We start from the raw sequence: 25878 nt of genomic DNA on the forward strand, positions 1-25878 counted from the left end.
GGCGTCGAAGCTGGACACGGCTCGCCGCCCGGCGGGCCGTCGACGTGAGGGCGGGGCGGGCGTGAGCGTCGAAGAGCGGGCCACGCGGCACCCGGCGCACGCACGCGTGGTGTTCGGCGGCTTCACCGACGGCGACGACCCGATGCTGTTGGCATGGGCGCGGTTCCGCGATCGCGTCATCGGAGCCGCCGGACTGCACGAGCCCGCCCTGGGGGTGAGGGTGGTTCGCAGCGGCGAGCATGAGCACGCGGAGCCGCGGGGGGTGTGGCGACTGCTCGCGTCGAACAATCGTGAGCTGGGGCGCAGCGCGCATCCGTTCGACTCGTTCGACTCGGCACGGCTGCAGGTGATCCGCCTGCGGGTGGATGCCGGCATGCTCGAGACGGTGGCCGTGCACGGGCCGGTAGCGGGGACCCACGGGTGGGTGGTCCTCTCGGCCGGTGCTCCCGTCATGACCTGCGGTCGGTGGTTCGGTTCGGACGCGACGGCGACGGATGCGGCCAGAGTCGCCGTGGAGACCCTGTGCTGCGCCGAGGTGAGCGATGACGCGCACCTCATGACCGCGCGAGGCCAGCGTTCGCGCCGATCTGCAGAGGATTCGGGCCGATGGTGAGGCCCGCTCATTCGTTTATGACTTTGAAACCCAACTGTTATCAGCGATGAGATAGCTTTATGCCAGTTGTTGTGCTGTGTACCCGCTGAACGTGGAGAGCATCATGCGGCAAGACCACGAGAAGCGGGGTCGAGTACAAAGAAATGAGTAGTGACGATGGCCACTGGCACCGTCAAATGGTTCAACGCGGAAAAGGGCTTCGGCTTCATCACGCCCGATGACGGCAGCGCCGACGTATTCGCCCACTATTCGGCGATCGCGTCGAGCGGATACCGTTCGCTCGATGAGAACCAGCGAGTCGAGTTCGAGACCACGCGTGGCCCCAAGGGCCTGCAGGCGGAGAACATCCGTCCGGTCTGATCCGAGCCGAGCTGAAGCCCCCGATCGCTCGGGGGCTTCAGTGTTCCACCGGTCGGCTCAGCTGCTCGGCAGCGGCGGGTATGGATGCTCCGCCAGCAGCCGCGCGAGGTGGGCCGCGTTGGCGGCCAGGGCGGCCGTGGCCGCAGCGACCTTCTCGGGCGTCTCGTCCAGGTCGTTGTAGTCGACGGACTGCATGGCCTCGCCGTTCCAGTAGGTGCTGCCCTGCGACGGCACGGTGAAGCCCACGTCGATGAGGCCCTGCGCGACGTCGGCGACGATCGCGTGGGCGCCGTCCTCGTTGCCGACCACCGCGATCACGGCTACCTTGCCCGCGAGGATCGCGCGACCGTCGTCATCCGTCTCCGCGATCTCGGCATCGAGCCGCTCGAGAACCCGCTGGGCGACGCTGGAGGGATGGCCCATCCAGGTCGGCGTCGCGAAGACGAGGATGTCGGAGGCGAGAATCCGGGTGCGGATGGCCGGCCACGCATCGCCGTCGCCCATGTCGCTCTCGACGCCCGGCTTCACGTCGTGGTCGACCAGCCGCACGCTGCTGCCAGAGACGCCATAGGGCGCGAGCGCGTCGAGCACCTGCTGGGCGAGCAGCTCGGTGCTCGACGCCGCGGGCGACGGCTTGAGCGTGCAGTTGAGCACGAGGGCCTGAAGCGGGGTGTCGGGCATGGGGATCTCCTGTCATGAAGTGCCCCCGAAGCGATGCGCTCCGGGGGCGCCGGCGCCGGCGCAAAGGAAACGCCGACGAGCCTGACACCAACGCTAGGAAGACCCGCGGCGCCGCGAAAGGGGGTTGACCTGTCGCGGAGGCGAGCGCTGGATGAGCCGACGGCCCTCCGCCCACGGGTTCGGGAAGCGCGTCTCAGGCGAAGCGCTCGACGAACGCCCGCAGCAGTCGGCGGGGAGCGTCGACGTCGCCGGCGGCGATGCGATCCTCGACGGCGGTGAGCTCGTCCACCGCGAAGTAGCCGTGGTTCTGGTATACCCTCGCCCGCTCGATCAGCTGCTGCGGGGTCGGTTCCGGGTGGAACTGGGTCGCCCAGGTGTGCGTGCCGACGCGGAACATCTGCACGGGGCACGACGGTGACGATGCCAGCAGGACGGCGCCTTCGGGCAGGCGCGAGACCGACTCCTTGTGCCCGACGAACGCCTCGAAGGTGCCCGGCAGGTCGGCGGCGAGCGGGTCGTCCGCCGCAGCGGCCGTGAGCGTCAGCTGAACCGGTCCCACCGGCTCGCCGTGCTCGTGGTCGACCGCACCGCCCAGGTAGGAGGCCAGCACGCCGATGCCGTAACAGGTGAAGAGGACCGGAAGGTCTCCGTCGACGGATGCCGCCGCCACGCGCCCGAGATCGTCCTCGATGCGGAGCTGCAGCTCGCTCTTCTCCACCTCCGTCACGTTGAACGGGCTCCCGCCGATCACGACAGCGTCGACTCCCCGCAGCGCATCGCCGAGCGGTGAGCTCTCGAGGCGGTGCTGCACCAGGCTCGCCCGGTCGAGGCCGCTGGCGTCCAGCACGGCGGCGTACTCGTCGGCAGCGGCGTCGTCTTCGGGACGGATGGTGAGAAGGAGTACGCGGGACATCTCTCCTATCCTCTCCGACGACGACCACGGGATGGCGGGGTGTTACGCGCCGAGGCGCCTTTTCCGCGACCGGATCGGGCGGCGGGGCGGCCCGAGGTTCCGCCTTTCGTTCCACCCTTCGTGCCCGTGCCCTGCTTCGAACCGCGGCCGGTTCCACCAGCGGGTGCCTCCGCGTCGGCCGACGCCCCGCGCGAGCTGTTCGCCGTGCGACCGCGAACGATGCCGATGAACTCCTCGACCTCGGGAGTCGTCGCATCCGCGGGCCAGACCAGGGCGATGCGGGTCTCGGGCGCATCCGTCACGGGCCGGGAGATGGTGTCCTTGCGGGCGTGCAGCCGCGCGATCGAGTGCGGCACGATCACGATGCCGAGACCGGCTGCGACGAGTTCCATGACCTGGGCGTCGGTGAGCTCGTCTGTCGCGACGCGTGGTTCGTCGGCGATGTCGGCGATGGTCAGCTCATCCGCCGCGCCGATCGCGTGATCCTTGGGGGCGACGGCCACGGCTACCTCGCTGTAGAGAGGGATGATGGAGAGTCCGGCCTCCTGCACGGGCAGTCGGATGATGGCGATGTCGGCGGCGCCGGAGCGGAGCGCGTCCAGTTGCTCGTGCTGTGTCACGCGGGTCAGTTCGAGCGGCAGGTCGGACTGTCGCTCCGCCCAGATGCGCGCCCACTTGGCGGGTGTCGCGCCATCCACGAAGGCGAGTCTCAGCACGACCCCTCCTCCGTTCCGCGCCCGGCTGCGGCACGAGACACAGGCTATACGCTGGCCTCATGAGCACCGAGCCCGAATCCCGCCCAGAGCGACCCCGTCGCCAGAAGCAGTCTCAGACCATGAAGCCCGAGACGGCGGCGAAGAAGCTCGGCATCCTGCTCGACGCTGCGCCCGACGAACTGCGCTCGGGCACGGTCACCCGCGACCAGCTGGACGCATGGAACGCCGAACCGCCGGAGTGGCTCGAGGAGCTTCGCGCCAACGGCCCGCATCCGCGTCAGGTCGTCGCGGGCAAGCTCGGGGTGTCGACCTCCGGGCTCGCGCGCGCGGGCGTCACCGAGCCGCTCACGACGGCCGAGATCAAGGGTCTCCTCGTGGCGCCGCCGGAATGGCTGGTCGCCGAGCGGGCGGTGCAGGCCGAGGTGCGCGCCGAGCAGGTGCGCGTCAAGCAGCGCGACGCGGAGCGTGCCGCGAGGCGAGCAGCCGAGAGTCGGTGAGAGCCCGCATCCGTCAGGCGTAGCGATCGCGCAGGAACCGGACCGTGTCATCGAGCTCCGCCTGCGAGAGGGCGTGGCCGAGCCCCTCGTAGATGCGCTCGGTCAGGGTCGAGTGTCCGGGCAGCCACGACTGGGTGCGATCCACGGATGAACGGGGGATCACCGGGTCGTCCGTTCCACGTCCCCAGAAGACCGGCGGTCGCATCCTCGCCAGTTCATCGTCGTTCGGGCCGTCGGTCGCGGCGACGAACCCGGCCAGGACGGCCGCGAAGTCGAAGGTATCGGGGCGAGCGCGCAGTAGTTCGAGCGCGATGGATCCGCCCTGCGAGAAGCCGAGCAGGCCGACGGATGCCGGTCGCGGGTCGAGGGCGTCGAGCCACGCGAGCACGGCGTCCGTCGACTCGCGCACATCGTCGGGGCGCGCCGTGAAGCCGTCGTCCGAGTCGATCAGCTCGTACCAGGCCGCGCCGGCCCCTGAGGTGAGCGGTGCACGCACCGAGGCGATCACCGGGGCCAGCGGCAGGTAGGGAGCGAGCGAGAACAGGTCGCCCTCGTGGGAGCCGTAGCCGTGCAGCAGGACGAGCAGGGGGCGGTCGGCGCGGTCAGCGGTGCCGGCCGACCAGAGTACGGCCGCGTCGTCGATCTGCATCTCCCTATCCTCACACCCGTTGTCAGCCGCGCGCGTGCTTCCGCTCAGGAGAGGGTGGCTGCCTCGCCTCTCCGCATCCGATGCTCGAGGCAGGCGCAGCCCGGGATGCCAGAATGGGGCGCATGAGCGTTCGCACCCCCGACCCCGATCCGGATTGGTCATCGGAGCAGCCGCCCCAGCGCTCGGTCAATCCCGGCTGGCTGAGCGACATCGAGCTCGCCGAGGCCCGCGGCCGATTGCCCCTGCTGTACGTGGAGGCCATCCCGGTCCGCGTGGACGGCCTCGGCCAGGTGACCGAGGTGGGAGCCCTCCTGCGCGCCAACGCCGTCGGGGAGATCACCCGCACCATCGTGAGCGGACGCGTCATGTACGGCGAGACGCTGCGCGACGCCCTCTTCCGTCACCTCGAGAAGGACCTCGGACCGATGGCGTTCCCGCAGCTCCCCGCGAGCCCGGTCCCTTTCACCGTCGCCGAGTACTTCCCGCTTCCCGGAGTGTCGGCGTTCACCGATGATCGGCAGCACGCCGTGTCGCTCGCCTACGTCGTGCCCGTCACGGGCACCTGCGAACCGCGTCAGGACGCTCTCGAGATCACCTGGATGACGCCCGCCGAGGCCTCATCCGATGCGATCGTGTCGGAGATGGAGGGCGGCCGCGGCACGCTCGTACGCCAGGCGCTCGCCTCCGTGGGCGCCCTGCGATAAGCCAGCCGCACTGCATTCAGGCAATAGTGCGCCCGTCAGGACGTTCTGGGGGATCGCCGCCTGACGGGCGTGCGTTCGCCTGAATCAGAGGTGCTGCCGGCGCCCCGTCGCCCATCCATTCCGCCCCCGGTCGCGGCTCGCCCGACGGGGTGGGAGGCCGGAGGGCGACGGGCTCGAGGTTCTCGGTGAGCCCGGCGGCGTACGGCGCGGTGGCGTCGCCGGCCCGGAGCGCTGCCTCGTCCGGTTCCGGCCGGCTGGGAGTCTGGTCGTCGTTCACGGTACTCATGGGCGGCTCCTCAGGGATGGTGCTTCGACACGGGGTGCAGCGTCGGGACCGCCGTGAACAATCTGCCGTGACGCAGCCCGTGCGTCCAGTTCCACCGCGGAATCGCTCCCGGAATGGGGGTTATCAGGCGCCGAGGACCGTCTCGAGGAAGAGGCCCGCCATCCGTTCCGCATCGACCTCGAGAGCCACCTCGACGTCGTGCCACGTGCCGACCGATCCGTGGAACGAGTCCTCGCCCGGGAGTTCACGGCGATCGACGATGGTCTGTCCGCGAGAGTAGCCGCCGAGTTCGACGCGCACGGGATGGATCTCGGTGCGCAGCAGCTCGGGCGCGACCAGCGAGCAGACGGCGCCGGCATCGCCGATCCAGCCGGTGTAGTGGTGATCGGGAGCTCGCGACACCCGATGCCCGAGCAGGTGGCCGACGACGCGCGCTCGGGCATCCGTCTCGCCGGCGAGACGTTCTGCCGTGTCGAGGGGGATGCTCACTCGGTTGAACACGTCGAGGCCGTACATGTAGCACGGCACGCCGGAATCGAGCACGATCGCCGCTGCCTCGGGGTCGTGCCAGACGTTGAACTCGGCGACCGCCGTGGCGTTGCCCTCGCCCGCCGATCCGCCCATGAACACGATGCGCTCGATGCGCGGGGCGAGGTCCGGGTGTGCCCGCAGGAGCAGGGCGAGATTGGTCTGCGGAGCGAGCGCGACGAGGGTGACGGGCTCGTCACTGGCGAGGAGGAGGCTGCGCATGAGGGCGATGGCGCCATCCGGATGCGGCTCGCGCGCGCTCGGTGCCAGCTCGATTCCGCCCAGCCCGTCCTCGCCGTGCACGTGGGCAGCCGACCTCGGCGCCTCGATCAACGGGCGCCGGGCGCCCCCGGCTACGGGGATGTCGGAGGCGCCTGCGACGTCGAGGATGCGCAGTGTGTTGGCGACGACCTGGTCGAGAGCGGCGTTACCGGCGACGCAACTGATGCCGAGCACATCGATATCCGGATGAGCCACGGCGAACAGGATGGCCAGCGCGTCGTCGACCCCGGTGTCGACGTCGAGGATGACGGGAGTCGGCATGCTCAGCGGACGAGGCGGATCTCGTGGATGGTCTCGCCGAGGAAGGGCTCGTCATGGGAGACGCCGTCGGGCGTGAACCCGTTGCGGGTGTAGAAGCCGATGGCGTGCTCGTTGACGTCGGGCACCCACAGGTAGGCGGAATCCGCGCCGATCGCCGCGTCGAACAGAAGCTGCCCGATGCCCTGCCCGTGGAACTCGTCGAGCAGGTGCATGAAGTACAGCTCGCGGTCGCGCGGCGGTTCGGCGTCACGGGAGGGACCGGACCCGGCGAAGCCCACGATCTGGTGGTCGATGAGGGCGGCGAACAGCAGGTGATCCTCTCCCTGGCCCATCCAGTGGGTCCAGAGCTCGGCGAGGCGCAGGGGCGACAGTTTCGCGAGCGTCGCCTCGTCGACGATGCTGTCGTAATCCTCGTGCCAGCACTGCGCGTGAACGCGGCCCAGCATCTCGGCGTCGACGTCGCGGACGGGGCGAACAACTACCTCGGTGCTCATGACTCCGAGACTAGGACGCCCCGCCCGCTACACGAAATCGAGGGACTGCGCGCGCCGGGCGAGTAGCGCAGAGGCGCAGCGGCTCCGCGCATCGAGGCCCTCGCACCTGCGACCGGCGGGTTTCGATACGCCTGCTCGCTGCGCTCGCGGGCTACTCAACCAGCGCTGGTCGAGTAGCGCAGACGCGAAGCGGCTCCGCGTATCGAGGCCCGTGCGTGGGGTTCGATACACCTGCTCGCGGCGCCGCTGGTCGAGTAGCGCAGACGCGAAGCGGCTCCGCGTATCGAGGCCCTCGCAGGTGCGACCGGCGGGCTCAGCCCTGCGCGCGGCGCGGGCCGCGACCCGAGGTCGAACCCGACGGGCGCACCAGGCTGCCGACCCGCACGGGCTGCGGCTCGGTGCGACGACGCTCGCGCTGTGCGCCGGTCGACTGGCTGCCGCGGCTCTGACCGGTGCCCTGCTTGGGAGCGTTGGCGCGAGCCTCGGTCGGACGACCGGAGCGGTCCCGACGTGCGGGAGCGGCATCCGTCGACGCCGTGCGAGCCTGGCCGCGACCCTGCTGGCCGCGACCCTGGGCGCCGTCGCGCCCGGCACGCTTGCGCTGGGCGTTGGCGCCCTGCGAGCGGCCGCCGCCCTGCTGCTGCTGGGGAGCGCGCGGTGCGGGCTTGACGTAGGCGGCGACCTCGCCGACGAGCGAGCTGACGGCAGCCGACTCGTGCGTGACGGACTGCGGGGTCACCGTGATGGCGGCCTTGCGCATCAGCGTCTTGAGGTCGGAGCGCTGCGCGGGGGTGATGACGGTGACGACATCGCCCTCGCTGCCGGCGCGGGCGGTGCGGCCCGAGCGGTGCAGGTAGGCCTTGTGCTCCATGGGCGGGTCCACGTGGACGACCAGTTCGACGTTGTCGACGTGCACGCCGCGGGCGGCGACGTCGGTCGCCACGAGCACGCGCACCGAGCCGTCACCGAACGCGGCGAGGTTGCGGTCGCGCTGCGGCTGCGAGAGGTTTCCGTGCAGGTCGACGGCGGGGATGCCCGAGTCGGTCAGCTGCTTCGCGAGCTTCTTGGCGTGGTGCTTGGTTCGCATGAAGAGGATGCGGCGGCCGGTTCCGGATGCCAGCGTGTTGACCAGCAGGCGCTTTGACTCGAGGTCGGACACCTCGAACACGTGGTGGGTCATCGCGGCGACGGGGGAGTTGGCCTCGTCGACCGAGTGCAGCACCTCGTTCTTGAGGTAGCGGCGCACGAGCTTGTCCACGCCGTTGTCGAGGGTCGCCGAGAACAGCATGCGCTGGCTGCCCTGAGGCGTCTTGTCCATGATGCGCGTGACGACGGGGAGGAAGCCGAGGTCGGCCATGTGGTCGGCCTCGTCCAGCACGGTGATCTCGACGGCATCGAGGGTCACGAAGCCCTGCTTCATGAGATCCTCGAGGCGACCGGGGCAGGCCACGACGATGTCGACGCCGGCGTTGAGCGCCTCCACCTGGCGCTTCTGGTTGATGCCGCCGTAGATGGTGGTGGTCTTCAGGCCGTAGGCGGCTGCGAGCGGCTCGAAGGTCGCGGCGATCTGGGTGGCGAGCTCGCGCGTGGGGGCGAGCACGAGGCCGAGGGGACGGCCCGCGCGACGCTTGCCGCCGGCAAGCGAGGTACCGAGGCGGGCGACCATCGGAAGGGCGAAGGCCAGGGTCTTGCCCGAGCCCGTCTTTCCGCGGCCGAGCACGTCGCGTCCGGCGAGGGTGTCGGGGAGGGTGTCGAGCTGGATGGGGAACGGCTCGGTCTTGCCGTCCGCTGCGAGGGTCGCGACGAGGGGAGCGGGAACTCCGAGCGCGGCGAAAGTGGGGGAGGTCATGCTGGTGTCTTTCGAGACGAGCCGAAGCGCAGGTGTACGCGGTCATCGGCAGGATGGCGAAGGTGCCGGGGGGCACATCCGTTCGCCGTATGAAAGTGTCGATCGATGTGCGGGGCGAACCCGGCGCTCACCGTGAGAAAGCGTTCCACGACGCAGGAAACGCGAGTATCCGCGTTCACAAGTGACTTCAGCCTACCGGATCGGGCTGTACCCCGACTGTGAGCGCCACAGCTCCCTACGTGAGAATTCCTCGATGTCGCTCAGGCTCGCCGCGCATTATGAGCATTCTCCGGCGAGTCGCAGGATTTTTCGCGCCATACCGGGGTTCTTATGACACTATCTACCTGCGCTCATCACCCATTACGGGTGAGGCGGGGGCTCCCTTGTCCGTTCGGGTCGGATGAAGGTGAGCCCCATCTCTCGTTAACGGGAGCGCGACATCAGCTCGCCGACGCCCACTTCGGCGCTCACGGTGTTGCCGGGCGGCGCGAGCGGGCACTCCCACGACGGGTCGTATGCACACGACGGGTTGTATGCGAAATTGACGTCGATCACGATCGAGTCGTCATCCGCTCCCGATCCCAGATCCGACCCCTTCACGGTGTCGAGCAGGTAACGCCCGCCGCCGTAGCTGCCTCCCGGCTTTCCGGCCAACGCATCCTTCACGGGAACGAACAGTCCGCCGCCGTAGCTGGTCAGCCGCCAGACATCGAGCGACCCGACGTAGGGGATGTGCACCGACCCGACCAACGAGAAGACGATGGTGCCGTCGGTCGACGTGTCGATCGCGAGCTTGTGCGGCTCGTCTGCACGGTGGACCTCGAGCTCGAAGCGCCAGTCGGGGTCGTACGAGCCGACGGGCAGACCCGTGAACGCGGCCCGATCGTCGGGCAGGAGCGGGGACGACGGATGCCCGGCGAACAGCTCGTCGCGACCGGAGCGCCAGAGATCGTGGCCCGCCCTCGGGTCGTGGACACTGAGCTGCCGTACGGCCGCGTACAGGCCGAACACGCGTCTGCGCCAGTCGGCCAGTTGGAGGGCTCCGATGCTCGCACTCATGTCGAGAGGCTAGCGCAGCGCACCGATGGCAGGCGGATGCAGCAGAATCGAGGCGTGGCGATCAGATTCTGGCTCGGCGTCGTTCAGCGCGAGCACGTGATGCGGGGAGTGGCGCAGGGCATCGCGCAGTTCAATCACGGGTCGAAAGCCGCGGTGGGCCGGCTGCGCGAATCGGATGGCGTGGTCTATTACTCACCTCGCACCAGCTACCCCGATGGCGAACCGTTGCGCGAATTCACGGCCATCGGACGCGTCGCGGACGGCGAGGTCTACCAAGCCTCCGAGGGGCCGACGATGACGACATCGGGCGGCGAACCGTTCCGCCCGTGGCGCCGACGGATCGACTGGGATCTCGATGCGGTGGCGGCGCCCATCCGCCCGCTGGTTGGCATCCTCGAGTTCACGGCAACGCCGAACTGGGGCTATGCGCTGAGACGCGGGCTCATCGAGCTCTCGCGACACGACTTCGACATCATCCGCGCCGAGATGCACGGCGGGGCGCCGCACGTCGGATGATCAGGGCGCGTCCTCGTCGACGTCGACCCCGATGTCGTGGCGCCACCCGGGGGCGAGCTGTCGCAACCGGATGCCGCGCCACTGCCAGAACGCCCAAGTCGGGTACCAGGCGGCGATGCCCAGTCCGCCGGCGCCGAACTCGAGCCGGTCGCGATAGAGCGTGCGCCCGTCCGGCGCGGCCGAGACCGCCATACGGTGATGCCATGACGTGAGCGCCGCCATCAGGCCGGTCCGTCCGCCGCCGGTGTCGCTCACCATCCGCACCCCATCCGGCAGCCGATCGAACGAGAGGTCGATGATGTCGCGCCCGACGGGGATGGCTCCGAAGGCGAGCGCATCGACGTGGTGCGGGCCGGGCGTCCAGCGGGTGGGGAATCCGCCGGCATCCGCCGAGTCGAAGTCGAGCCATGGCGCCACGACCTCGCGGAACACGGCGGGGCTGCGAAGCGCATGCCACGCGGCGTCGACATCGCAGTCGAGGACGAGCTTGAGCATCACGAGCATGGCTCGAGCGTAGGCGTTCGTCATGCACGGGCACGGGGGCTTGCAGGTGCCTACGATGACGGGGTGAGTTCGCATCCGCACGCCCAATCGAAGTACCAGGTCCGATTCGACTGGGGGCTCGCGGGCGCCGCAGCGGTGGCTACCGATGCGGACGTGGTCGTGTGGGTCGACGTCCTGGCGACGGATGCGGAGGGCTTCGACGACGAGACCTTCCCGCCCGGGGCGCTCGCGCTGCGCGGTGGCACGGCCGATGCGGCACGGGTGGCCGACGCCGTGTTGCGAGAGCAGGTGCGGCTCGGACGCCGCGCCTGGGTGGCCATCATCGCGGCCGGCGCCCGCCGCGACGACGCCGTGCGCTTCTGCGTCGAGGACCTCCTCGGCGCGGGGGCGGTGATCGACGCGCTCGCCGCCGTCGGCTTGGACTACTCCTCGCCGGAGGCGGCGGCAGCCTGCGCGGCGTTCACCGGGCTCCGCAGCGCGGTCACCCACCTGGCCACGGCGTCAGCGAGCGGTCAGGAACTCGCGGCGGCCGGGGTGCCTCTCGCCGACATCCGGGCCGCCGCCGCATCAGAGGCGCTGAGAGAGGCGCCGCCGCATCAGAGGCGCGCTGAGTGGGGTCTGACGCGCCGGGGGAATGTCGGCGCGCTGAGCGCGTCGGCCGAGCTGGGGAGCGTCGGCGCGCTGAGCGAGCATCGCCGCGGCCGGAGAGCGTCTGCCCGCCGTCATCCCGACGCCGCGGCCGCCCGGCGCCGCGCAGCTGCGGTGATCTCACGGTGCGTCCAGGTGATGAGATTGGCCGTCGTGAAGCGCCGCCCGCAGATGCCGCACGACAGCTGACGGGTCGGGGCGCGGTGCCGGTAGTGCTCGTGACCGGATGGGCAGACCCCTACCCAGGGCGCGAGCTCATCGGCCCCGGACCCGGAGTGCGTACGATGCCCTTCGTAACCGAGTTCGCGCGCCACGGCGAGCCAGCGGGCGCCATGTCCCGCCTTGGGGCCGGCCATCGCGTGGGCCACCTCGTGCAACAGGATCTGGTGGATCTCATCGTCCTCGTAGCGCGCGGCGAGGTAGCGCGAGACGGTGATGCGGTGGTCGGAGTAGTTGCACAGCCCGGCCCGCTTCTTGGCGTTGTCGAAACCGAACGACCACACAGCCGCGTCGAGGTGCAGCGCGATGAGGGCGTTCGCCCACCGCGTCACCCGGGTCAGATCGGCCATGCAGAGAAATTTACCCCCGCCCGGGGACACGATCGGGCGTTGTCCACAGGTCTCGTCAGGTCGTACCGAGGGCGACCCGGTAGAGGCGGTCGTCGCCGGATCGCGGGTCTCCCCGGCCGTCCGTGTTGTTGGTGATGAACCAGAGCGAACCGTCGGGTCCGGCGACGGCGTCGCGGATGCGCCCGTACGTGCCAGCGAACCAGGCGGTCGGCGCGTCGGTGGCGTCCGGCCTGATCGACCACACCCGCTCGCCGCGGAGGCCGGTCATGAACAGAGTGTCGCTGACGATCGCGAGTCCGCTCGGACTGGCATCCGACGTCGGCCACTGCGTCACGGGATCGGTGAATCGGCTGTCGCCCGCCACGCCCTCGACCACGGGCCAGCCGTAATTCGCCCCCGGCGTGATGACGTTCAACTCGTCCCAGGTGTTCTGCCCGAATTCGCTCGCGTACATCGTGCCGACCGAATCCCAGGCGATGCCCTGCGGATTGCGGTGTCCCATGCTCCAGACGAGGGTGCCGAACGGATTGCCATCCGGCACGCCGCCCGTCGGTGTCATCCGTAGAATCTTGCCATTGAGGGAGGCCTTGTCCTGGGCCCGGTCTCCGTTGCTCGCATCGCCCGCGGTGGCGTACAGCATGCCGTCCGGGCCGAATGCGAGCCGGCCGCCATCGTGATTGCCCGCCTTGGCGATGCCGGTGAGGATCGTCTCGGGTTCGCCGAGGCCGAGCGAACCGGGGGAGCCGGTGAGCGGCATCCGCTCGATCCGGTTGTCATCGGATGCCGTCAGGTAGGCGTAGACCCAGTCTCCCTCCGGCAGGAACGCGAGGCCCAGCAATCCGCCCTCTCCACTCGGCTGGACACCGTCGACGTGGGCGGCCACCCGGGTGGAACCATCGGGAAGCAGCTCGAGCACGTCGGCGGTGTCGCGCTCGCTGATGAGCGTTGCGCCATCCGGCAACCGCAGGATCGACCACGGCGCGTCCAGCCCGGATGCGAGCTCGGTCGGCTCTCCGGCCGGCTGGACCGCGGGCGACAGAGCACGCGTCTCGGCCGTACCGGACGGACGCGGCGCGGGCATCGTCGTGATCGGCGTGACCTGCGGCCCCGAGGCGCACCCCGCGAGGAGGGCAGCCGTTGCCGCGGCGAGCGCGGCGGAGCCGATCCGTCTCCGCATCGTCATCGTGGCTGGCCCGTCATCCATCCAGTCTGCGCGAAGAGGGCTGCGGTGACCACCCCTGCCGGCTGGCCGAGCGCGTCGGCCACACTTGCCCATCCCGACTCGATCGCCGACACCGTCGCGCGGGTGATGCGCGGATCGTAAGAATGGGGTCATGGATCTCAACTGCGACCTCGGCGAGGGGTTCGACGACGACGAGGCCCTGTTCGCGCTGGTGTCCAGCGCCAACATCGCCTGCGGCGGGCACGCGGGTGACGACGAGAGCATGCGCGCCAGCTGCCGGCTGGCGCTCGCCAACGGCGTGAGCGTCGGAGCACATCCGTCCTACCCGGATCGCGAGCACTTCGGTCGCCGCCCCATGGAGCTGGACGCCGCGCAGCTGACGGCGTCCGTGCTCCAGCAGATCGGCCGTCTCCGGGACGCGGGACGGGCGACCGGCGTCACCGTCCGATACGTCAAGCCGCACGGGGCGCTCTACAACCGCATCGCGGTCGACGTCGCGCAGGCCGACGCCGTCGCGGCTGCTGTTGCGATCGCCGGTGCCGACCAGCCGCTCATGCTGCTCGGGCCAGCCGGATCGCTCGTGGCGGACGCGGCAGCTCGAGTCGGCGTGGCGTTCCAGCGCGAGGCGTTCATCGATCGCGCGTACAACGCCGACGGCACGCTCGTCTCGAGAGAAACCCCCGGTGCTGTCATCGGTGATCCCGAAGCGGCAGCCCGCCGAGCCGTCGCGATCTCAACGACCGCGCGCATCGACGCCATCGACGGGCGGTCGGTAGCGCTCGCAGCCGACTCGCTCTGCGTCCACGGGGACACCCCCGGTGCGGTGGAGGTCGCCCGAGCCGTGCGCGCGGCACTCGGTCACGCCGGCGTCGCGATCGGGCCGTTCTCGTGAACGGCCTCCGCATCCGCCCGAGCGGCGACCGGGCACTGCTGGTCGACCTCGACACCCTCGACGCGGTCGTCGACCTGCACGCCGTCATCGACGCGACCCGGCATCCGGCGATCGTCGACTTCGTTCCCGCTGCGCGCACGGTGCTCGTCGTGATCGACTCGACCGTCGCCCCGGTGTCGAACGTCAGGACGTGGCTCGAGGCGGTGGCTGCCGCGCCGACCGCCCGACGTCGTGCGACCGCCCCCGTAACCATCGACGTCACCTACGACGGAGCCGACCTGGGAGTGACCTCGGAACTGCTCGGCGTCTCGGTCGCGCAGCTCGTCGAGCGACACACCGCGGCGGATTGGTCGGTCGCCTTCAGCGGTTTCGTGCCCGGATTCGCGTATCTCGTGAGCGACGACTGGCCGTTCGAGGTTCCCCGGCTCGACGCGCCGCGCACCCGCGTGCCGGCAGGAGCCGTCGGTCTGGCCGGCGAGTTCGGCGGTGTCTATCCGCGCGAGAGTCCGGGAGGCTGGCGGCTGATCGGGCAGACCCACGCGGTGCTCTGGGCGACGGATGCGCAGCCGCCCGCCCTACTCGCGCCCGGCGCGCGTGTGCGATTCAGGAGGGCGTCGTGATCGAGGTCGTCGCCCCCGGACCGCTGAGCCTCATCGAGGACCTCGGCCGGCCCGGCCATGCCGATGTCGGGGTCACCCGATCGGGCGCGCTCGACCGGCGAGCGCTGACGCTGGCGAATCGACTGGTGGGCAACCAAGAGGCAGCGGCGGCCATCGAGGTGACCGTCGGCGGCCTGTTCGTCCGGTTCGAGGAGCCGACGTGGTTCGCCGTGACCGGTGCGTGGGGGCCCATGAGCCTCAGCGGTTCCGACTGCCCGTCCGACACCGCCGTCCTCGCCCGCGGCGGTTCAGTCCTCAGCCTCGGCCCCGCGGACCACGGGGCGCGCTACTACGTCGCGGTGCGTGGCGGCATCGACGTCGACCTCGTGCTCGGGTCACGCTCGACGGACACGCTCTCGGGGCTCGGCCCGGCGCCGCTCGCCGCGGGCGACATGCTGCCAGTCGGGCGGATGGCATCCGTTCCCATTCCGGCAGTAGACACCCTGACGCTATCGGCCCCGACGGATGGACCCGTGGATGTCGCCGTGCACCTCGGGCCGCGCGATGACTGGTTCAGCGAGGAGGCGCTCGTGGCGCTGTTCGATTCGGCCTGGACAGTCGGCGCCGACTCGAACCGCATCGGCATGCGCCTCGGCGGGCCTGCGCTGGAGCGCTCGGGCGTGGGCTCGGGCGAACTGCGCAGCGAGGGCATGGTCGGCGGGTCGATCCAGGTGTCGCCGTCAGGGCAGCCGACGGTCCTGCTGGCCGATCATCCCGTGACAGGCGGCTATCCCGTGATCGCCGTGGTCGCCGACGCCGATCTCGACACCTTCGCCCAGTTGAGGCCGGGCCAGTCCGTCCGATTCCGCCACGCCCCGCCGTTACCCTGAGCCCTCCGGTGCCATAACGCGCATCCGCTCGAGCGATGGTCCACGGGTCGCTCTCTACTCGGTGCAATAACGCGCATCCCGCGACGGGACGGTGCCATAACGCGCATCCGCTCGCCGCAGAACTTAGGCAGGCAGGCGCATCGACGGTGCACAACGCGCGCATCCGCTCGCCGATAACTGGGACCATCGGGCGCCGCCGTGCGACAACCCGCATGCCTCGTCGGAACGGTGCCGTAACGCGCATCCGGCGGCAAAAGGGTGCCATAACGCGCATCCGCGCGAGCGACGATCCAGGGGTCGCTGCCGATTCGGTGCAATAACGCGCATCCCGCGCCGGGACGGCGCCATAACGCGCATCCGCTCGCCGCTGACGCGAGCCACCGCGCCATCCGCAGCGCGACCTCCGCCCCGGCTCAGGGCCGGCTGAGAAAGATCGACCGCGCCGGCGGAGGGGACGGGATCGCCGTGGCATCCACCACCGGCGCCGCTCCCGCCACGAAGTTGACCAGTTCGCGTCCGGCGACGAGCTTCGCGTGGGCGGGGTCGGCGGCGAGCAGCCGCGGCATCCGCTCGAACGGCAGCGGCGCGTTCGACGCGAACATCACGACGTTCCCGAAGCGCTTCGACTTGAGCATCTGCGTGTCCGTCGCGATCGCCGTGTCGGTGAACACGCTCGCGAGGGTCGCCGCCTGCCCCCGGGCGAACGCGAGTCCGGCGCCGTCCGCGACGTTGACCGCGACGATCCCGCGCTCGCTCAGCAGCGGCGCGATCAACGCATAGAACTCGCGGCTCGTCACGTGCGCCGGCGTCCGCGCCCCCGCGAAGACGTCCACGACGACGAGATCGACGGTTCCACGCAGGCCGGGCGGCAGCTTTCCGAGCACCTCGCGGGCGTCCCCGTGACGGATGCGCACCTGCTCGCCGCGCGGCAACGGCAGGTTCTCGCGAATGAAGTCGACCAGCCCGCTGTCGTACTCGATCACCTGCTGGCGCGATCCCGGGCGCGTCACCGCGACGTAGCGGGGAAGCGTCAAGGCCCCCCCGCCGAGGTGCAGGGCGGTGATGGGGGAGCCGAGCGGCGCCACCAGGTCGACGGCGTGGCCGATCCGCCGCACGTATTCGAAGTGCAGGTTCTGCGGGTTCTCGAGGTCGACGCTCGATTGGGGAGTGCCGTCCACGATGAGGGTGAACACGCCGGGCTCGTGACGGTCCTCCTCGAGGCGCGCGTGCAGCCCGCTGCTCAGCGTGCGCTCGGGCGTCGCCGCCTCACTCCGGTCACCGCGCATGATCCAACGCTAGTCGCCGCGCCGTAGCTCGGCAGCGTGAGGACCGGCTTGCGGCGCGGCATCCATGACCGGTCAGCGGATGCCCCGAGCCACACGCCGTGCGAGCGCGCACCGGGGCGGCGTGTCGTCTCCGGCATCCGCTGACTTGTCGCACGAGCGACCGAGATGGCCGCGAGCCGCGAGCCGCGAGCCGCGAGCCGCGAGCCGCGAGCCGCGAGACGCGAGACGTGTGCCCTAAGACGTGAGCCGCGAGCCGCGAGCCGCGAGCTGTGAGCCGCGGGCCCCGAGCCGCGGACCGCGAGCCGAGCAGCCGTCCCGCCACCGCCGACCGGTGCTCAGTCGACCTCCACGGTCACCGGATGCGGTCCGCGCCGTTCGAGCTCGGGCGCGAGCCGCGAAACCAGCTCGTCGTCGCCACCGACGAGCACGATGTTGCCCGCCTCCTCGCCCGCCATCACGCGAGCGGGAGCCACGGCGAGCGTCGCCTCCACGACCCGGGCGAGCTCGTGACGCTGCGCGTGCGCCTGGATGCGCGACGGCCCGTCGGCGACGTTCACCGCGATCGCCCCTCCGAGCGCCACGAGCGGGATGAGGGAGGCGAAGAACCCCTGCACTCCGACGTACTCCGGCGACTCGAGCGCCTCGTAGATGTCGACGATGGCGACGTCGAACGCTATCTCATCCGACGCAGCCAGCTCGCCGAGGGAGCGCAGCGCATCCGCGTAGACGAAGGCGACGTCGGCGCCGGATGGCAACGGAAGCCGATCGAGGACGAACTCGGTCTGCTCGCGGTCGATGTCCACCACGACCTGGTGGGAGTCGGGACGGGTGAGCGCGACGTAGCGCGCCATCGTCAGCCCGCCCCCTCCGAGATGGAGCACGCGGATGGGCGCACCCGGGTCGGCGATGAGGTCGATGACGTGCCCGATGCGGCGGGTGTACTCGAAGAACAGCCGGCCCGGATCCGACGGATCGACATGCGACTGACGGATGCCCCCGACGCTCAGCACCCAGCTGCCCGGCACGAAGGAATCCTCGTACAGCCGGAAGGAGTCGCCCACGCATCCGACACTACTGCGCGCGAGAATCGGCGCTTCGCCGTGCAGTTGCAGGCACCCGGCGGGGCACGGAGACGGGAATAAACCCGCCGCCCGCGGGTTATACCTGAGAATTCGCAGGAGGTCAAGAATCGAGTGGACAGATGGCCCACAAATGGATATGCTTGATCTTTGCGCTCCCAGACGTCACTGTGCCTTCATATTGCGGTCGGCCCTGCGTGCCCGTTCTTCACCGGGCGCCACGCATCACAGGTTCTGCGGAGTACTCCACCACGACAGACGGTAACGAGACCCGACGGGGTCCACGGAGGTTATTTCCTTGGCTGCTGCGCGCAACGCAACCACCAACTCACCCAAGAACGGCCGTAACGCATCACGGCTCTCGTTCGCGAAGATCACAGACACACTGACGGTTCCCGATCTGCTCGCACTGCAGACCGAGAGCTTCGACTGGCTGGTCGGGAATGACGCGTGGAAGACGCGCGTCGAGGAGGCCATCGCCTCCGGTCGCCAGGACCTCCCCGAGAAGACCGGGCTGGAGGAGATCTTCGAGGAGATCTCCCCGATCGAGGACCTCGGCGAGACCATGCAGCTCAGCTTCTCCAACCCGGAGCTCGAGCCCGAGAAGTACACGATCGACGAGTGCAAGGAGAAGGGCAAGACCTACTCCGCTCCTCTCTACGTGAACGCCGAGTTCATGAACCACCTCACGGGTGAGATCAAGACCCAGACGGTGTTCATGGGCGACTTCCCGCTGATGACCCCCAAGGGCACCTTCGTCATCAACGGCACCGAGCGCGTCGTCGTCTCGCAGCTCGTCCGCAGCCCGGGCGTCTACTTCGAGCGCACTCCCGAGAAGACGTCGGATAAGGACATCTACTCCGCTCGCGTCATCCCGAGCCGTGGTGCTTGGCTCGAGTTCGAGATCGACAAGCGCGACCAGGTCGGCGTTCGCATCGACCGCAAGCGCAAGCAGTCCGTCACCGTGTTCCTCAAGGCCCTCGGCCTGTCGAGCGAGGAGATCCTCGCCGAGTTCACGGGCTACGAGTCGATCGCCCTCACCTTGGAGAAGGACAACATCCTGACCAAGGAGGAGGCCCTCAAGGACATCTACCGCAAGCTGCGTCCGGGCGAGCAGGTCGCCGCCGAGGCCGCGCGTGCGCTGCTCGACAACTTCTACTTCAACCCGAAGCGTTACGACCTCGCCAAGGTCGGCCGGTACAAGATCAACAACAAGCTCGGCCTCGAGGCCCCGCTGACCGACTCGGTGCTGACCGTCCAGGACATCATCGGCACGATCAAATACCTGGTCGCCCTGCACGACAACCGCACCACTCTGGCCGGTCGTCGCGCGGGCAAGGACGTCGACCTGCGCCTGGACGTCGATGACATCGACAACTTCGGCAACCGTCGCATCCGCGCCGTCGGCGAGCTCATCCAGAACCAGGTCCGCACCGGCCTGTCCCGCATGGAGCGCGTCGTCCGCGAGCGCATGACCACGCAGGACATCGAGGCGATCACGCCGCAGACCCTGATCAACGTGCGTCCCGTCGTCGCCGCGATCAAGGAGTTCTTCGGAACGAGCCAGCTCTCGCAGTTCATGGACCAGAACAACCCGCTCGCGGGTCTGACCCACAAGCGTCGCCTGTCCGCGCTCGGCCCCGGCGGCCTCTCGCGCGACCGTGCCGGCGTCGAGGTGCGCGACGTGCACCCCAGCCACTACGGCCGCATGTGCCCGATCGAGACCCCGGAAGGCCCGAACATCGGCCTCATCGGTTCGCTCGCATCGTTCGCACGCATCAACTCGTTCGGCTTCATCGAGACGCCGTACCGCCGCGTCGAGAACGGCCGCGTTACCGAGAACATCGACTACCTCACCGCGATGGAGGAGGACGACTACATCGTCGCCCAGGCCAACGCGCCGCTGAAGGGCGACGGTCACTTCTCGGAGGACCGCGTCCTCGCCCGCAAGAAGGGTGGAGAGGTCGACCTGTTCCCGGCCGACGAGATCGGCTACATGGATGTCTCGCCGCGCCAGATGGTGTCGGTCGCGACCTCCCTCATCCCCTTCCTCGAGCACGACGACGCCAACCGCGCCCTCATGGGTGCGAACATGCAGCGTCAGGCCGTCCCCCTCCTCCGCAGCGACAGCCCGCTCGTCGGAACCGGCATGGAGGGCTATGCAGCCGTCGACGCCGGTGACGTGCTGACCGCCGACAAGGCCGGTGTCGTCACCGAGGTCTCGGCGGATGTCGTGACCGTCCAGCTCGACGAGGGTGGAACGCAGACCTACTACCTGCGCAAGTTCGACCGCTCCAACCAGGGCACGAGCTACAACCACCGCGTCGTCGTCAACGCTGGCGACCGCATCGAGGTCGGAGAGGTCATCGCGGATGGCCCCGCCACCGACAACGGCGAGCTCGCGCTCGGCAAGAACCTCCTCGTGGCGTTCATGCCGTGGGAGGGTCACAACTTCGAGGACGCGATCATCCTCAGCCAGAACCTGGTGAAGGACGACGTGCTCTCCTCGATCCACATCGAGGAGTACGACGTCGACGCCCGCGATACGAAGCTCGGCAAGGAGGAGATCACGCGTGACCTCCCCAACGTCAGCCCCGACCTGCTGGCCGACCTCGACGAGCGCGGCATCATCCGCATCGGCGCCGAGGTCCGTCCCGGCGACATCCTCGTCGGCAAGGTCACGCCCAAGGGCGAGACCGAGCTGAGCGCCGAGGAGCGTCTGCTGCGGGCGATCTTCAACGAGAAGAGCCGCGAGGTGCGCGACACGTCCCTCAAGGTCCCGCACGGCGAGCAGGGCACCATCATCGGTGTCAAGGTGTTCGACGCTCAGGATGGCGACGACGAGCTCGGCTCGGGCGTCAACCAGCGCGTGGTCGTCTACATCGCCCAGAAGCGCAAGATCACCGAGGGCGACAAGCTCGCGGGCCGTCACGGCAACAAGGGCGTCATCTCGAAGATCCTGCCGGTGGAGGACATGCCGTTCCTCGCCGACGGGACCCCGGTGGACATCATCCTGAACCCGCTCGGAATCCCCGGTCGCATGAACTTCGGCCAGGTGCTGGAGACCCACCTCGGGTGGATCGCCAAGCAGGGCTGGAAGGTCGAGGGCAACCCGACGTGGGCCAAGAAGCTCCCGAAGGCCGCCCACGAGGCTCCCGCAGGCACGAAGGTCGCGACCCCAGTGTTCGACGGTGCATCCGAGGAGGAGATCGAGGGACTGCTCGACTCCACCACGGTGACCCGCGACGGCGACCGCCTCATCGGTCGTACGGGCAAGACCCAGCTGTTCGACGGCCGCTCCGGCGAGCCGTTCCCGCAGCCCGTGTCGGTCGGCTACATGTACATCCTGAAGCTGCACCACCTCGTCGACGACAAGATCCACGCGCGTTCGACGGGCCCGTACTCGATGATCACCCAGCAGCCGCTCGGTGGTAAGGCGCAGTTCGGTGGACAGCGGTTCGGCGAGATGGAGGTCTGGGCTCTCGAGGCCTACGGCGCCGCCTACGCCCTGCAGGAGCTCCTGACGATCAAGTCCGACGACATCCTCGGCCGGGTGAAGGTCTACGAGGCGATCGTCAAGGGCGAGAACATCCAGGAGCCCGGCATTCCCGAGTCCTTCAAGGTGCTCATCAAGGAGATGCAGTCGCTGTGCCTGAACGTCGAGGTCCTCTCGGCCGATGGCACCGCTGTCAGCCTGCGCGACACGGATGACGAGGTCTTCCGCGCCGCAGAGGAGCTCGGCATCAACATCTCCACGCGCTTCGAGTCGTCGAACATCGACGAGATCTAAGCCCGGCCACCACACGATTTTCGACAACTTTCCAAGGAGAGAAATTGCTCGACGCAACAACTTTTGACGAGCTTCGTATCGGCCTGGCGACCGCTGAGGACATCCGCAAGTGGTCCTACGGCGAGGTCAAGAAGCCCGAGACGATCAACTACCGCACGCTCAAGCCCGAGAAGGACGGCCTGTTCGGAGAGCAGATCTTCGGCCCGTCCCGCGACTGGGAGTGCTCGTGCGGCAAGTACAAGCGGGTGCGCTTCAAGGGCATCGTCTGCGAGCGCTGCGGCGTGGAGGTCACCAAGAGCTCCGTCCGTCGTGAGCGCATGGGACACATCGAGCTCGCCGCTCCCGTGACCCACATCTGGTACTTCAAGGGCGTCCCGTCGCGCCTCGGCTATCTGCTCGACATGGCCCCCAAGGACCTCGAGAAGGTCATCTACTTCGCCGCCTACATGGTGATCGACGTGGACGAGGACGGCCGCCACCAGGACATGCCGGGCCTCGAGAACGAGCTCCGCCTCGAGATCAAGACGCTGGGCGACCAGCGCGACGCTCGCATCGCCACCCGCCTCACGAAGCTCGAGGAAGACCTCGCAGCCGCCGAGGAGGAGGGCGCCAAGAGCGACGCCAAGAAGCGCATCAAGGACGGCGCCGAGAAGGAGATGGCCCTCACCCGCAAGTCCGCGGATGAGCAGATCGCCCACCTCGAGCGCGTCTGGGAGGCCTTCCGCACGCTCAAGGTCGGAGACCTCAAGCCCGAGGATGCCGACTTCCACGAGCTGCAGGACCGCTTCGGCATGTACTTCGAGGCCTACATGGGGGCCGAGGCCATCAAGAAGCGCCTGCTCGCGTTCGACCTCGCGGCCGAGGCGGAGAGCCTGCACCTGCAGATCACCGAGGGCAAGGGTCAGAAGAAGATCCGCGCCATCAAGCGCCTGCGCGTCGTGAGCTCCTTCCTCGCCACCGGCAACTCGCCGGCTGCGATGGTGCTCGACGTGGTCCCGGTCATCCCGCCGGAGCTGCGCCCGATGGTGCAGCTCGACGGTGGCCGCTTCGCGACCTCCGACCTCAACGACCTCTACCGTCGTGTGATCAACCGCAACAACCGTCTTCGTCGTCTGCTCGACCTCGGTGCCCCCGAGATCATCGTGAACAACGAGAAGCGCATGCTGCAGGAGGCCGTCGACGCACTGTTCGACAACGGACGTCGCGGACGCCCCGTCACCGGTACCGGCAACCGCGCCCTGAAGTCCCTGAGCGACATGCTCAAGGGAAAGCAGGGTCGCTTCCGCCAGAACCTGCTCGGAAAGCGCGTCGACTACTCCGGCCGTTCGGTCATCGTGGTCGGCCCGCAGCTCAAGCTGCACCAGTGCGGTCTGCCCAAGCAGATGGCTCTGGAGCTGTTCAAGCCGTTCGTCATCAAGCGCCTGATCGACCTGAGCCACGCTCAGAACATCAAGGCCGCGAAGCGCATGGTCGAGCGCAGCCGTCCGCAGGTCTGGGACGTGCTCGAGGAGATCATCCGCGAGCGCCCCGTCCTGCTGAACCGTGCGCCCACGCTGCACCGCCTCGGCATCCAGGCCTTCGAGCCTCAGCTGGTGGAGGGCAAGGCCATCCAGCTGCACCCGCTCGTCTGCGCGGCGTTCAACGCCGACTTCGACGGTGACCAGATGGCCGTGCACCTGCCGCTGTCGGTCGAGGCCCAGGCCGAGGCCCGCATCCTGATGCTCGCGTCGAACAACATCCTGAAGCCGTCGGACGGCCGTCCGGTGACTCTGCCCACGCAGGACATGATCATCGGCCTGCACCACCTGACGACCCTCAAGGACGGCGTCGAGGGCGAGGGCCGTGCGTTCTCGTCGGTCAGCGAGGCGATCCTCGCGTTCGACCAGCACTCGCTCGACCTCAACGCCAAGGCGCGCATCCGCCTCACCGACGTGTACTTCACCGAGGGCGAGCAGCCCGACGGTGTCGAGCTCGTCGACGGCAAGGCCGAGGGAACCGTGCTGGTGAACACCAGCCTCGGACAGGCGCTCTTCAACGAGGCGCTTCCCGCGGACTACCCCTTCGTGTTCGCGGTGGCCGACAAGGGCACCATCTCGGCGATCGTCAACGACCTCGCCGAGCGTTACCCGAAGGTGGAGGTCGCCGCGACCCTCGACCGCATCAAGGACGCCGGCTTCCGCTGGGCGACCCGTTCCGGTGTGACCGTCGCGCTCAGCGACATCCTCACTCCGCCGAACAAGCGCGAGATCGTGTCGGGCTACGAGAAGCAGGCCGCCAAGGTCACCAGCCAGTTCGAGAAGGGTCTCATCACCGACCTCGAGCGTCGCCAGGAGCTCATTCAGATCTGGACCAAGGCGACGGATGACGTCGCCGTGGCCATGCGCGAGAACTTCCCGGCTGACAACACCATCAACCGCATGGTGACGTCGGGTGCTCGTGGTAACTGGCTGCAGGTGCGCAACATCGCCGGCATGCGAGGCCTGGTGAACAACCCGAAGGGTGAGATCATCCCTCGTCCGATCATCTCCTCGTACCGCGAGGGTCTGTCGGTCGCTGAGTACTTCATCGCCACGCACGGTGCCCGCAAGGGTCTCGCCGATACCGCCCTCCGCACCGCCGACTCGGGTTACCTGACCCGTCGTCTGGTGGACGTCTCGCAGGATGTCATCATCCGCGAGGAGGACTGCGGCACCACCAAGGGCCTCGAGCTGCCGATCGTCGTCCTCGACGCCGATGGCAACACGCTGCTCGGTGCCGACGGCAAGCCCAGCCGCGACCCCAACGTGGAGAACTCGGTGTACTCGCGTAACCTGGCCGCTGAGGCGGTCGGCGCCGATGGCACCGTGGTCGCCGAGGCGGGAGCGGATGTCGGAGACGTGCTCATCAACGAGCTCGTCGCCGCGGGTGTCGAGTCGATCAAGGTGCGCTCCGTGCTCACCTGCGAGTCGGCCGTCGGAGTCTGCGCGAAGTGCTACGGCCGTTCGCTGGCCACCGGCAAGCTCGTCGACATCGGCGAGGCCGCCGGCATCATCGCGGCCCAGTCGATCGGTGAGCCCGGAACCCAGCTGACGATGCGTACCTTCCACACCGGTGGGTCCGCATCCGCTGCCGACATCACGCAGGGTCTTCCCCGCGTGCAGGAGCTCTTCGAGGCGCGTACCCCCAAGGGTGCTTCGCCCATCGTCGAGGCCGCCGGCCGCATCACGATCGAGGACACCGACCGCAACCGTCGCGTCATCCTCACGCCCGACAACGGCGACGAGGCGATCGTGTACAACGTGCTCAAGCGCTCGACGCTCCTCGTCGAGGACGGCCAGCACGTCGAGCTCGGCCAGCAGCTGATCGTCGGAACGCTCGACCCCAAGGAGGTCCTGCGAGTCAAGGGCGTCCGCGAGGTGCAGAAGCAGCTCGTCAACGGCGTCCAGGACGTGTACCGCTCGCAGGGCGTGCCGATCCACGACAAGCACATCGAGGTCATCGTGCGGCAGATGCTGCGCAAGGTCACCGTCGTCGACCACGGCGACACCGACCTGCTCCCCGGTGAGCTCGTCGACCGTTCGAAGTACAACGAGATCAACCGCGCCGCGCTCGCAGAGGGCAAGAAGACGGCATCCGCTCGCCAGGAGGTCATGGGTATCACCAAGGCCTCGCTCGCGACGGAGTCCTGGCTCTCGGCCGCGTCGTTCCAGGAGACCACGCGTGTTCTCACGCAGGCCGCCATGGAAGGCAAGCGCGACCCGCTGGTCGGTCTCAAGGAGAACGTCATCATCGGAAAGCTGATCCCGGCCGGTACCGGCCTGGCGAAGTACCGCAACGTGAGTGTGGAGGCGACGGAAGAGGCCAAGGCCGAGCGTTACCCGAACCGGATCTTCGCGGACGACTCGTCGTTCAACGAGGGAGACCTCTCCTTCGTCGACTTCGACAGCTTCTCGTCCGATGACTTCACTCCGGGCACCTACAGCTGATAGCTGACACGACAGGGCCCCGCATCCACCCGGATGCGGGGCCCTTCGTCATCCCCGCTTCAACC

General features: G+C 68.9%; 25 protein-coding genes. 11 read left to right on the top strand and 14 right to left on the bottom strand.

The features are described from left to right. Positions 1-61 precede the first annotated feature (61 nt). Positions 62-613, top strand: coding sequence for a hypothetical protein (locus E6C70_RS15245; RefSeq protein ID WP_136425360.1), 552 nt, complete (start codon positions 62-64; stop codon positions 611-613). Between the two features lie 156 nt (positions 614-769). Then, positions 770-973, top strand: coding sequence for a cold-shock protein (locus E6C70_RS15250; protein WP_136425416.1), 204 nt, complete (start codon positions 770-772; stop codon positions 971-973). Between the two features lie 57 nt (positions 974-1030). Here the strand turns inward: E6C70_RS15250 and E6C70_RS15255 are convergent, their stop codons facing one another. From E6C70_RS15255 to E6C70_RS15265, 3 genes are all read right to left on the bottom strand, one after another. Then, complete coding sequence (locus tag E6C70_RS15255) at positions 1031-1654, bottom strand: flavodoxin family protein (RefSeq protein WP_136425361.1); 624 nt, start codon at positions 1652-1654, stop codon at positions 1031-1033. Between the two features lie 193 nt (positions 1655-1847). Beyond that, a complete protein-coding gene (locus E6C70_RS15260; protein WP_136425362.1) occupies positions 1848-2567 on the bottom strand; it encodes a glutamine amidotransferase in 720 nt (239 codons plus the stop codon). A 5-nt stretch (positions 2568-2572) separates the two neighbouring features. Next, positions 2573-3283, bottom strand: coding sequence for a LysR family substrate-binding domain-containing protein (locus E6C70_RS15265; protein WP_136425363.1), 711 nt, complete (start codon positions 3281-3283; stop codon positions 2573-2575). Between the two features lie 59 nt (positions 3284-3342). Here E6C70_RS15265 and E6C70_RS15270 point away from each other — a divergent pair, with 59 nt between their 5' ends. Next, positions 3343-3780 carry a DUF5997 family protein gene (locus tag E6C70_RS15270; protein WP_136425364.1) on the top strand — a complete coding sequence of 146 codons (438 nt, stop codon included), beginning with the start codon at positions 3343-3345 and terminating at the stop codon, positions 3778-3780. A gap of 13 nt (positions 3781-3793) precedes the next feature. On the opposite strand, the gene E6C70_RS15275 is transcribed toward E6C70_RS15270, so the two are convergent. Beyond that, entirely contained in the window at positions 3794-4429 is a 636-nt protein-coding gene (locus tag E6C70_RS15275) for an alpha/beta hydrolase (RefSeq protein ID WP_136425365.1), read from the bottom strand. A gap of 122 nt (positions 4430-4551) precedes the next feature. On the opposite strand from E6C70_RS15275, the gene E6C70_RS15280 reads away from it, so the two are divergent. Then, complete coding sequence (locus tag E6C70_RS15280; protein ID WP_136425366.1) at positions 4552-5133, top strand: NUDIX hydrolase family protein; 582 nt, start codon at positions 4552-4554, stop codon at positions 5131-5133. Positions 5134-5149: 16 nt separating this feature from the next. Here E6C70_RS15280 and E6C70_RS15285 read toward each other — a convergent pair whose 3' ends face one another. The 5 genes from E6C70_RS15285 to E6C70_RS15305 all read right to left on the bottom strand — a co-directional run bounded on the left by E6C70_RS15285 (position 5150) and on the right by E6C70_RS15305 (position 9892). Beyond that, entirely contained in the window at positions 5150-5419 is a 270-nt protein-coding gene (locus E6C70_RS15285; RefSeq protein WP_136425367.1) for a hypothetical protein, read from the bottom strand. Positions 5420-5542: 123 nt separating this feature from the next. After that, complete coding sequence (locus E6C70_RS15290; protein ID WP_136425368.1) at positions 5543-6490, bottom strand: nucleoside hydrolase; 948 nt, start codon at positions 6488-6490, stop codon at positions 5543-5545. A 2-nt stretch (positions 6491-6492) separates the two neighbouring features. Further along, positions 6493-6984, bottom strand: coding sequence for a GNAT family N-acetyltransferase (locus tag E6C70_RS15295; protein WP_136425369.1), 492 nt, complete (start codon positions 6982-6984; stop codon positions 6493-6495). A 313-nt stretch (positions 6985-7297) separates the two neighbouring features. After that, positions 7298-8833, bottom strand: coding sequence for a DEAD/DEAH box helicase (locus E6C70_RS15300; protein WP_136425370.1), 1536 nt, complete (start codon positions 8831-8833; stop codon positions 7298-7300). 423 nt (positions 8834-9256) lie between these two features. Further along, the gene (locus tag E6C70_RS15305; RefSeq protein ID WP_136425371.1) at positions 9257-9892 is read right to left on the bottom strand and encodes a DUF1684 domain-containing protein; all 636 of its coding nucleotides are present in this window, start codon (positions 9890-9892) and stop codon (positions 9257-9259) included. Between the two features lie 54 nt (positions 9893-9946). Between E6C70_RS15305 and E6C70_RS15310 the strand changes: the two genes are divergently transcribed. Further along, entirely contained in the window at positions 9947-10408 is a 462-nt protein-coding gene (locus E6C70_RS15310) for an EVE domain-containing protein (protein WP_235833576.1), read from the top strand. On the opposite strand, the gene E6C70_RS15315 is transcribed toward E6C70_RS15310, so the two are convergent. Next, the gene (locus E6C70_RS15315; protein ID WP_136425373.1) at positions 10409-10912 is read right to left on the bottom strand and encodes a hypothetical protein; all 504 of its coding nucleotides are present in this window, start codon (positions 10910-10912) and stop codon (positions 10409-10411) included. Positions 10913-10975: 63 nt separating this feature from the next. On the opposite strand from E6C70_RS15315, the gene E6C70_RS15320 reads away from it, so the two are divergent. Next, positions 10976-11749: a phosphosulfolactate phosphohydrolase gene (locus E6C70_RS15320; protein ID WP_207670156.1), complete on the top strand. Its 774-nt coding sequence runs from the start codon at positions 10976-10978 to the stop codon at positions 11747-11749. Here E6C70_RS15320 and E6C70_RS15325 read toward each other — a convergent pair. Further along, positions 11635-12129: a SprT-like domain-containing protein gene (locus E6C70_RS15325; RefSeq protein WP_136425374.1), complete on the bottom strand. Its 495-nt coding sequence runs from the start codon at positions 12127-12129 to the stop codon at positions 11635-11637. The two genes, E6C70_RS15320 and E6C70_RS15325, sit on opposite strands and share 115 nt — an antisense overlap. Positions 12130-12184: 55 nt before the next feature. Further along, positions 12185-13333, bottom strand: coding sequence for a PQQ-dependent sugar dehydrogenase (locus E6C70_RS15330; RefSeq protein ID WP_235833577.1), 1149 nt, complete (start codon positions 13331-13333; stop codon positions 12185-12187). 130 nt (positions 13334-13463) lie between these two features. On the opposite strand from E6C70_RS15330, the gene E6C70_RS15335 reads away from it, so the two are divergent. From E6C70_RS15335 to E6C70_RS17130, 3 genes are read left to right on the top strand one after another with little or no spacing between them, the layout of a single operon-like run. Beyond that, positions 13464-14204, top strand: a complete 741-nt coding sequence (locus E6C70_RS15335) for a 5-oxoprolinase subunit PxpA (protein ID WP_136425375.1) — start codon at positions 13464-13466, stop codon at positions 14202-14204. Next, positions 14201-14824 (top strand): 5-oxoprolinase subunit B family protein, encoded by a 624-nt coding sequence (locus E6C70_RS17125; RefSeq protein ID WP_136425376.1) that lies wholly within the window; start codon positions 14201-14203, stop codon positions 14822-14824. The genes E6C70_RS15335 and E6C70_RS17125 overlap by 4 nt, the downstream gene beginning before the upstream one ends. Next, a complete protein-coding gene (locus E6C70_RS17130) occupies positions 14821-15693 on the top strand; it encodes a 5-oxoprolinase subunit C family protein (RefSeq protein ID WP_235833578.1) in 873 nt (290 codons plus the stop codon). The genes E6C70_RS17125 and E6C70_RS17130 overlap by 4 nt, the downstream gene beginning before the upstream one ends. Before the next feature lie 413 nt (positions 15694-16106). Here E6C70_RS17130 and E6C70_RS15350 read toward each other — a convergent pair whose 3' ends face one another. Together E6C70_RS15350 and E6C70_RS16880 are read right to left on the bottom strand one after the other, a co-directional pair. After that, positions 16107-16979, bottom strand: coding sequence for a spermidine synthase (locus E6C70_RS15350; protein ID WP_136425377.1), 873 nt, complete (start codon positions 16977-16979; stop codon positions 16107-16109). A gap of 335 nt (positions 16980-17314) precedes the next feature. Further along, the gene (locus E6C70_RS16880) at positions 17315-18040 is read right to left on the bottom strand and encodes a spermidine synthase (RefSeq protein WP_136425378.1); all 726 of its coding nucleotides are present in this window, start codon (positions 18038-18040) and stop codon (positions 17315-17317) included. Between the two features lie 316 nt (positions 18041-18356). Between E6C70_RS16880 and rpoB the strand changes: the two genes are divergently transcribed. Continuing rightward, a complete protein-coding gene (gene rpoB, locus E6C70_RS15360) occupies positions 18357-21848 on the top strand; it encodes a DNA-directed RNA polymerase subunit beta (protein WP_136425379.1) in 3492 nt (1163 codons plus the stop codon). A 44-nt stretch (positions 21849-21892) separates the two neighbouring features. Further along, complete coding sequence (rpoC, locus tag E6C70_RS15365) at positions 21893-25813, top strand: DNA-directed RNA polymerase subunit beta' (RefSeq protein ID WP_136425380.1); 3921 nt, start codon at positions 21893-21895, stop codon at positions 25811-25813. The last annotated feature ends 65 nt before the right edge of the window (positions 25814-25878 follow it).

It is taken from the genome of Orlajensenia flava, assembly GCF_004801905.1.
GTDB classification, from domain to species: Bacteria; Actinomycetota; Actinomycetes; order Actinomycetales; family Microbacteriaceae; genus Orlajensenia; species Orlajensenia flava.

Bases quoted from the DNA above. Each gene is read 5' to 3' on its own strand.
- E6C70_RS15250 (WP_136425416.1), top strand. From the start codon at position 770: ATGGCCACTGGCACCGTCAAATGGTTCAACGCGGAAAAGGGCTTCGGC.
- E6C70_RS15255 (WP_136425361.1), bottom strand. From the start codon at position 1,654: ATGCCCGACACCCCGCTTCAGGCCCTCGTGCTCAACTGCACGCTCAAG.
- E6C70_RS15260 (WP_136425362.1), bottom strand. From the start codon at position 2,567: ATGTCCCGCGTACTCCTTCTCACCATCCGTCCCGAAGACGACGCCGCT.
- E6C70_RS15270 (WP_136425364.1), top strand. From the start codon at position 3,343: ATGAGCACCGAGCCCGAATCCCGCCCAGAGCGACCCCGTCGCCAGAAG.
- E6C70_RS15275 (WP_136425365.1), bottom strand. From the start codon at position 4,429: ATGCAGATCGACGACGCGGCCGTACTCTGGTCGGCCGGCACCGCTGAC.
- E6C70_RS15280 (WP_136425366.1), top strand. From the start codon at position 4,552: ATGAGCGTTCGCACCCCCGACCCCGATCCGGATTGGTCATCGGAGCAG.
- E6C70_RS15285 (WP_136425367.1), bottom strand. From the start codon at position 5,419: ATGAGTACCGTGAACGACGACCAGACTCCCAGCCGGCCGGAACCGGAC.
- E6C70_RS15290 (WP_136425368.1), bottom strand. From the start codon at position 6,490: ATGCCGACTCCCGTCATCCTCGACGTCGACACCGGGGTCGACGACGCG.
- E6C70_RS15295 (WP_136425369.1), bottom strand. From the start codon at position 6,984: ATGAGCACCGAGGTAGTTGTTCGCCCCGTCCGCGACGTCGACGCCGAG.
- E6C70_RS15300 (WP_136425370.1), bottom strand. From the start codon at position 8,833: ATGACCTCCCCCACTTTCGCCGCGCTCGGAGTTCCCGCTCCCCTCGTC.
- E6C70_RS15305 (WP_136425371.1), bottom strand. From the start codon at position 9,892: ATGAGTGCGAGCATCGGAGCCCTCCAACTGGCCGACTGGCGCAGACGC.
- E6C70_RS15315 (WP_136425373.1), bottom strand. From the start codon at position 10,912: ATGCTCGTGATGCTCAAGCTCGTCCTCGACTGCGATGTCGACGCCGCG.
- E6C70_RS15325 (WP_136425374.1), bottom strand. From the start codon at position 12,129: ATGGCCGATCTGACCCGGGTGACGCGGTGGGCGAACGCCCTCATCGCG.
- E6C70_RS15330 (WP_235833577.1), bottom strand. From the start codon at position 13,333: ATGGATGACGGGCCAGCCACGATGACGATGCGGAGACGGATCGGCTCC.
- E6C70_RS15335 (WP_136425375.1), top strand. From the start codon at position 13,464: ATGGATCTCAACTGCGACCTCGGCGAGGGGTTCGACGACGACGAGGCC.
- E6C70_RS15350 (WP_136425377.1), bottom strand. From the start codon at position 16,979: ATGCGCGGTGACCGGAGTGAGGCGGCGACGCCCGAGCGCACGCTGAGC.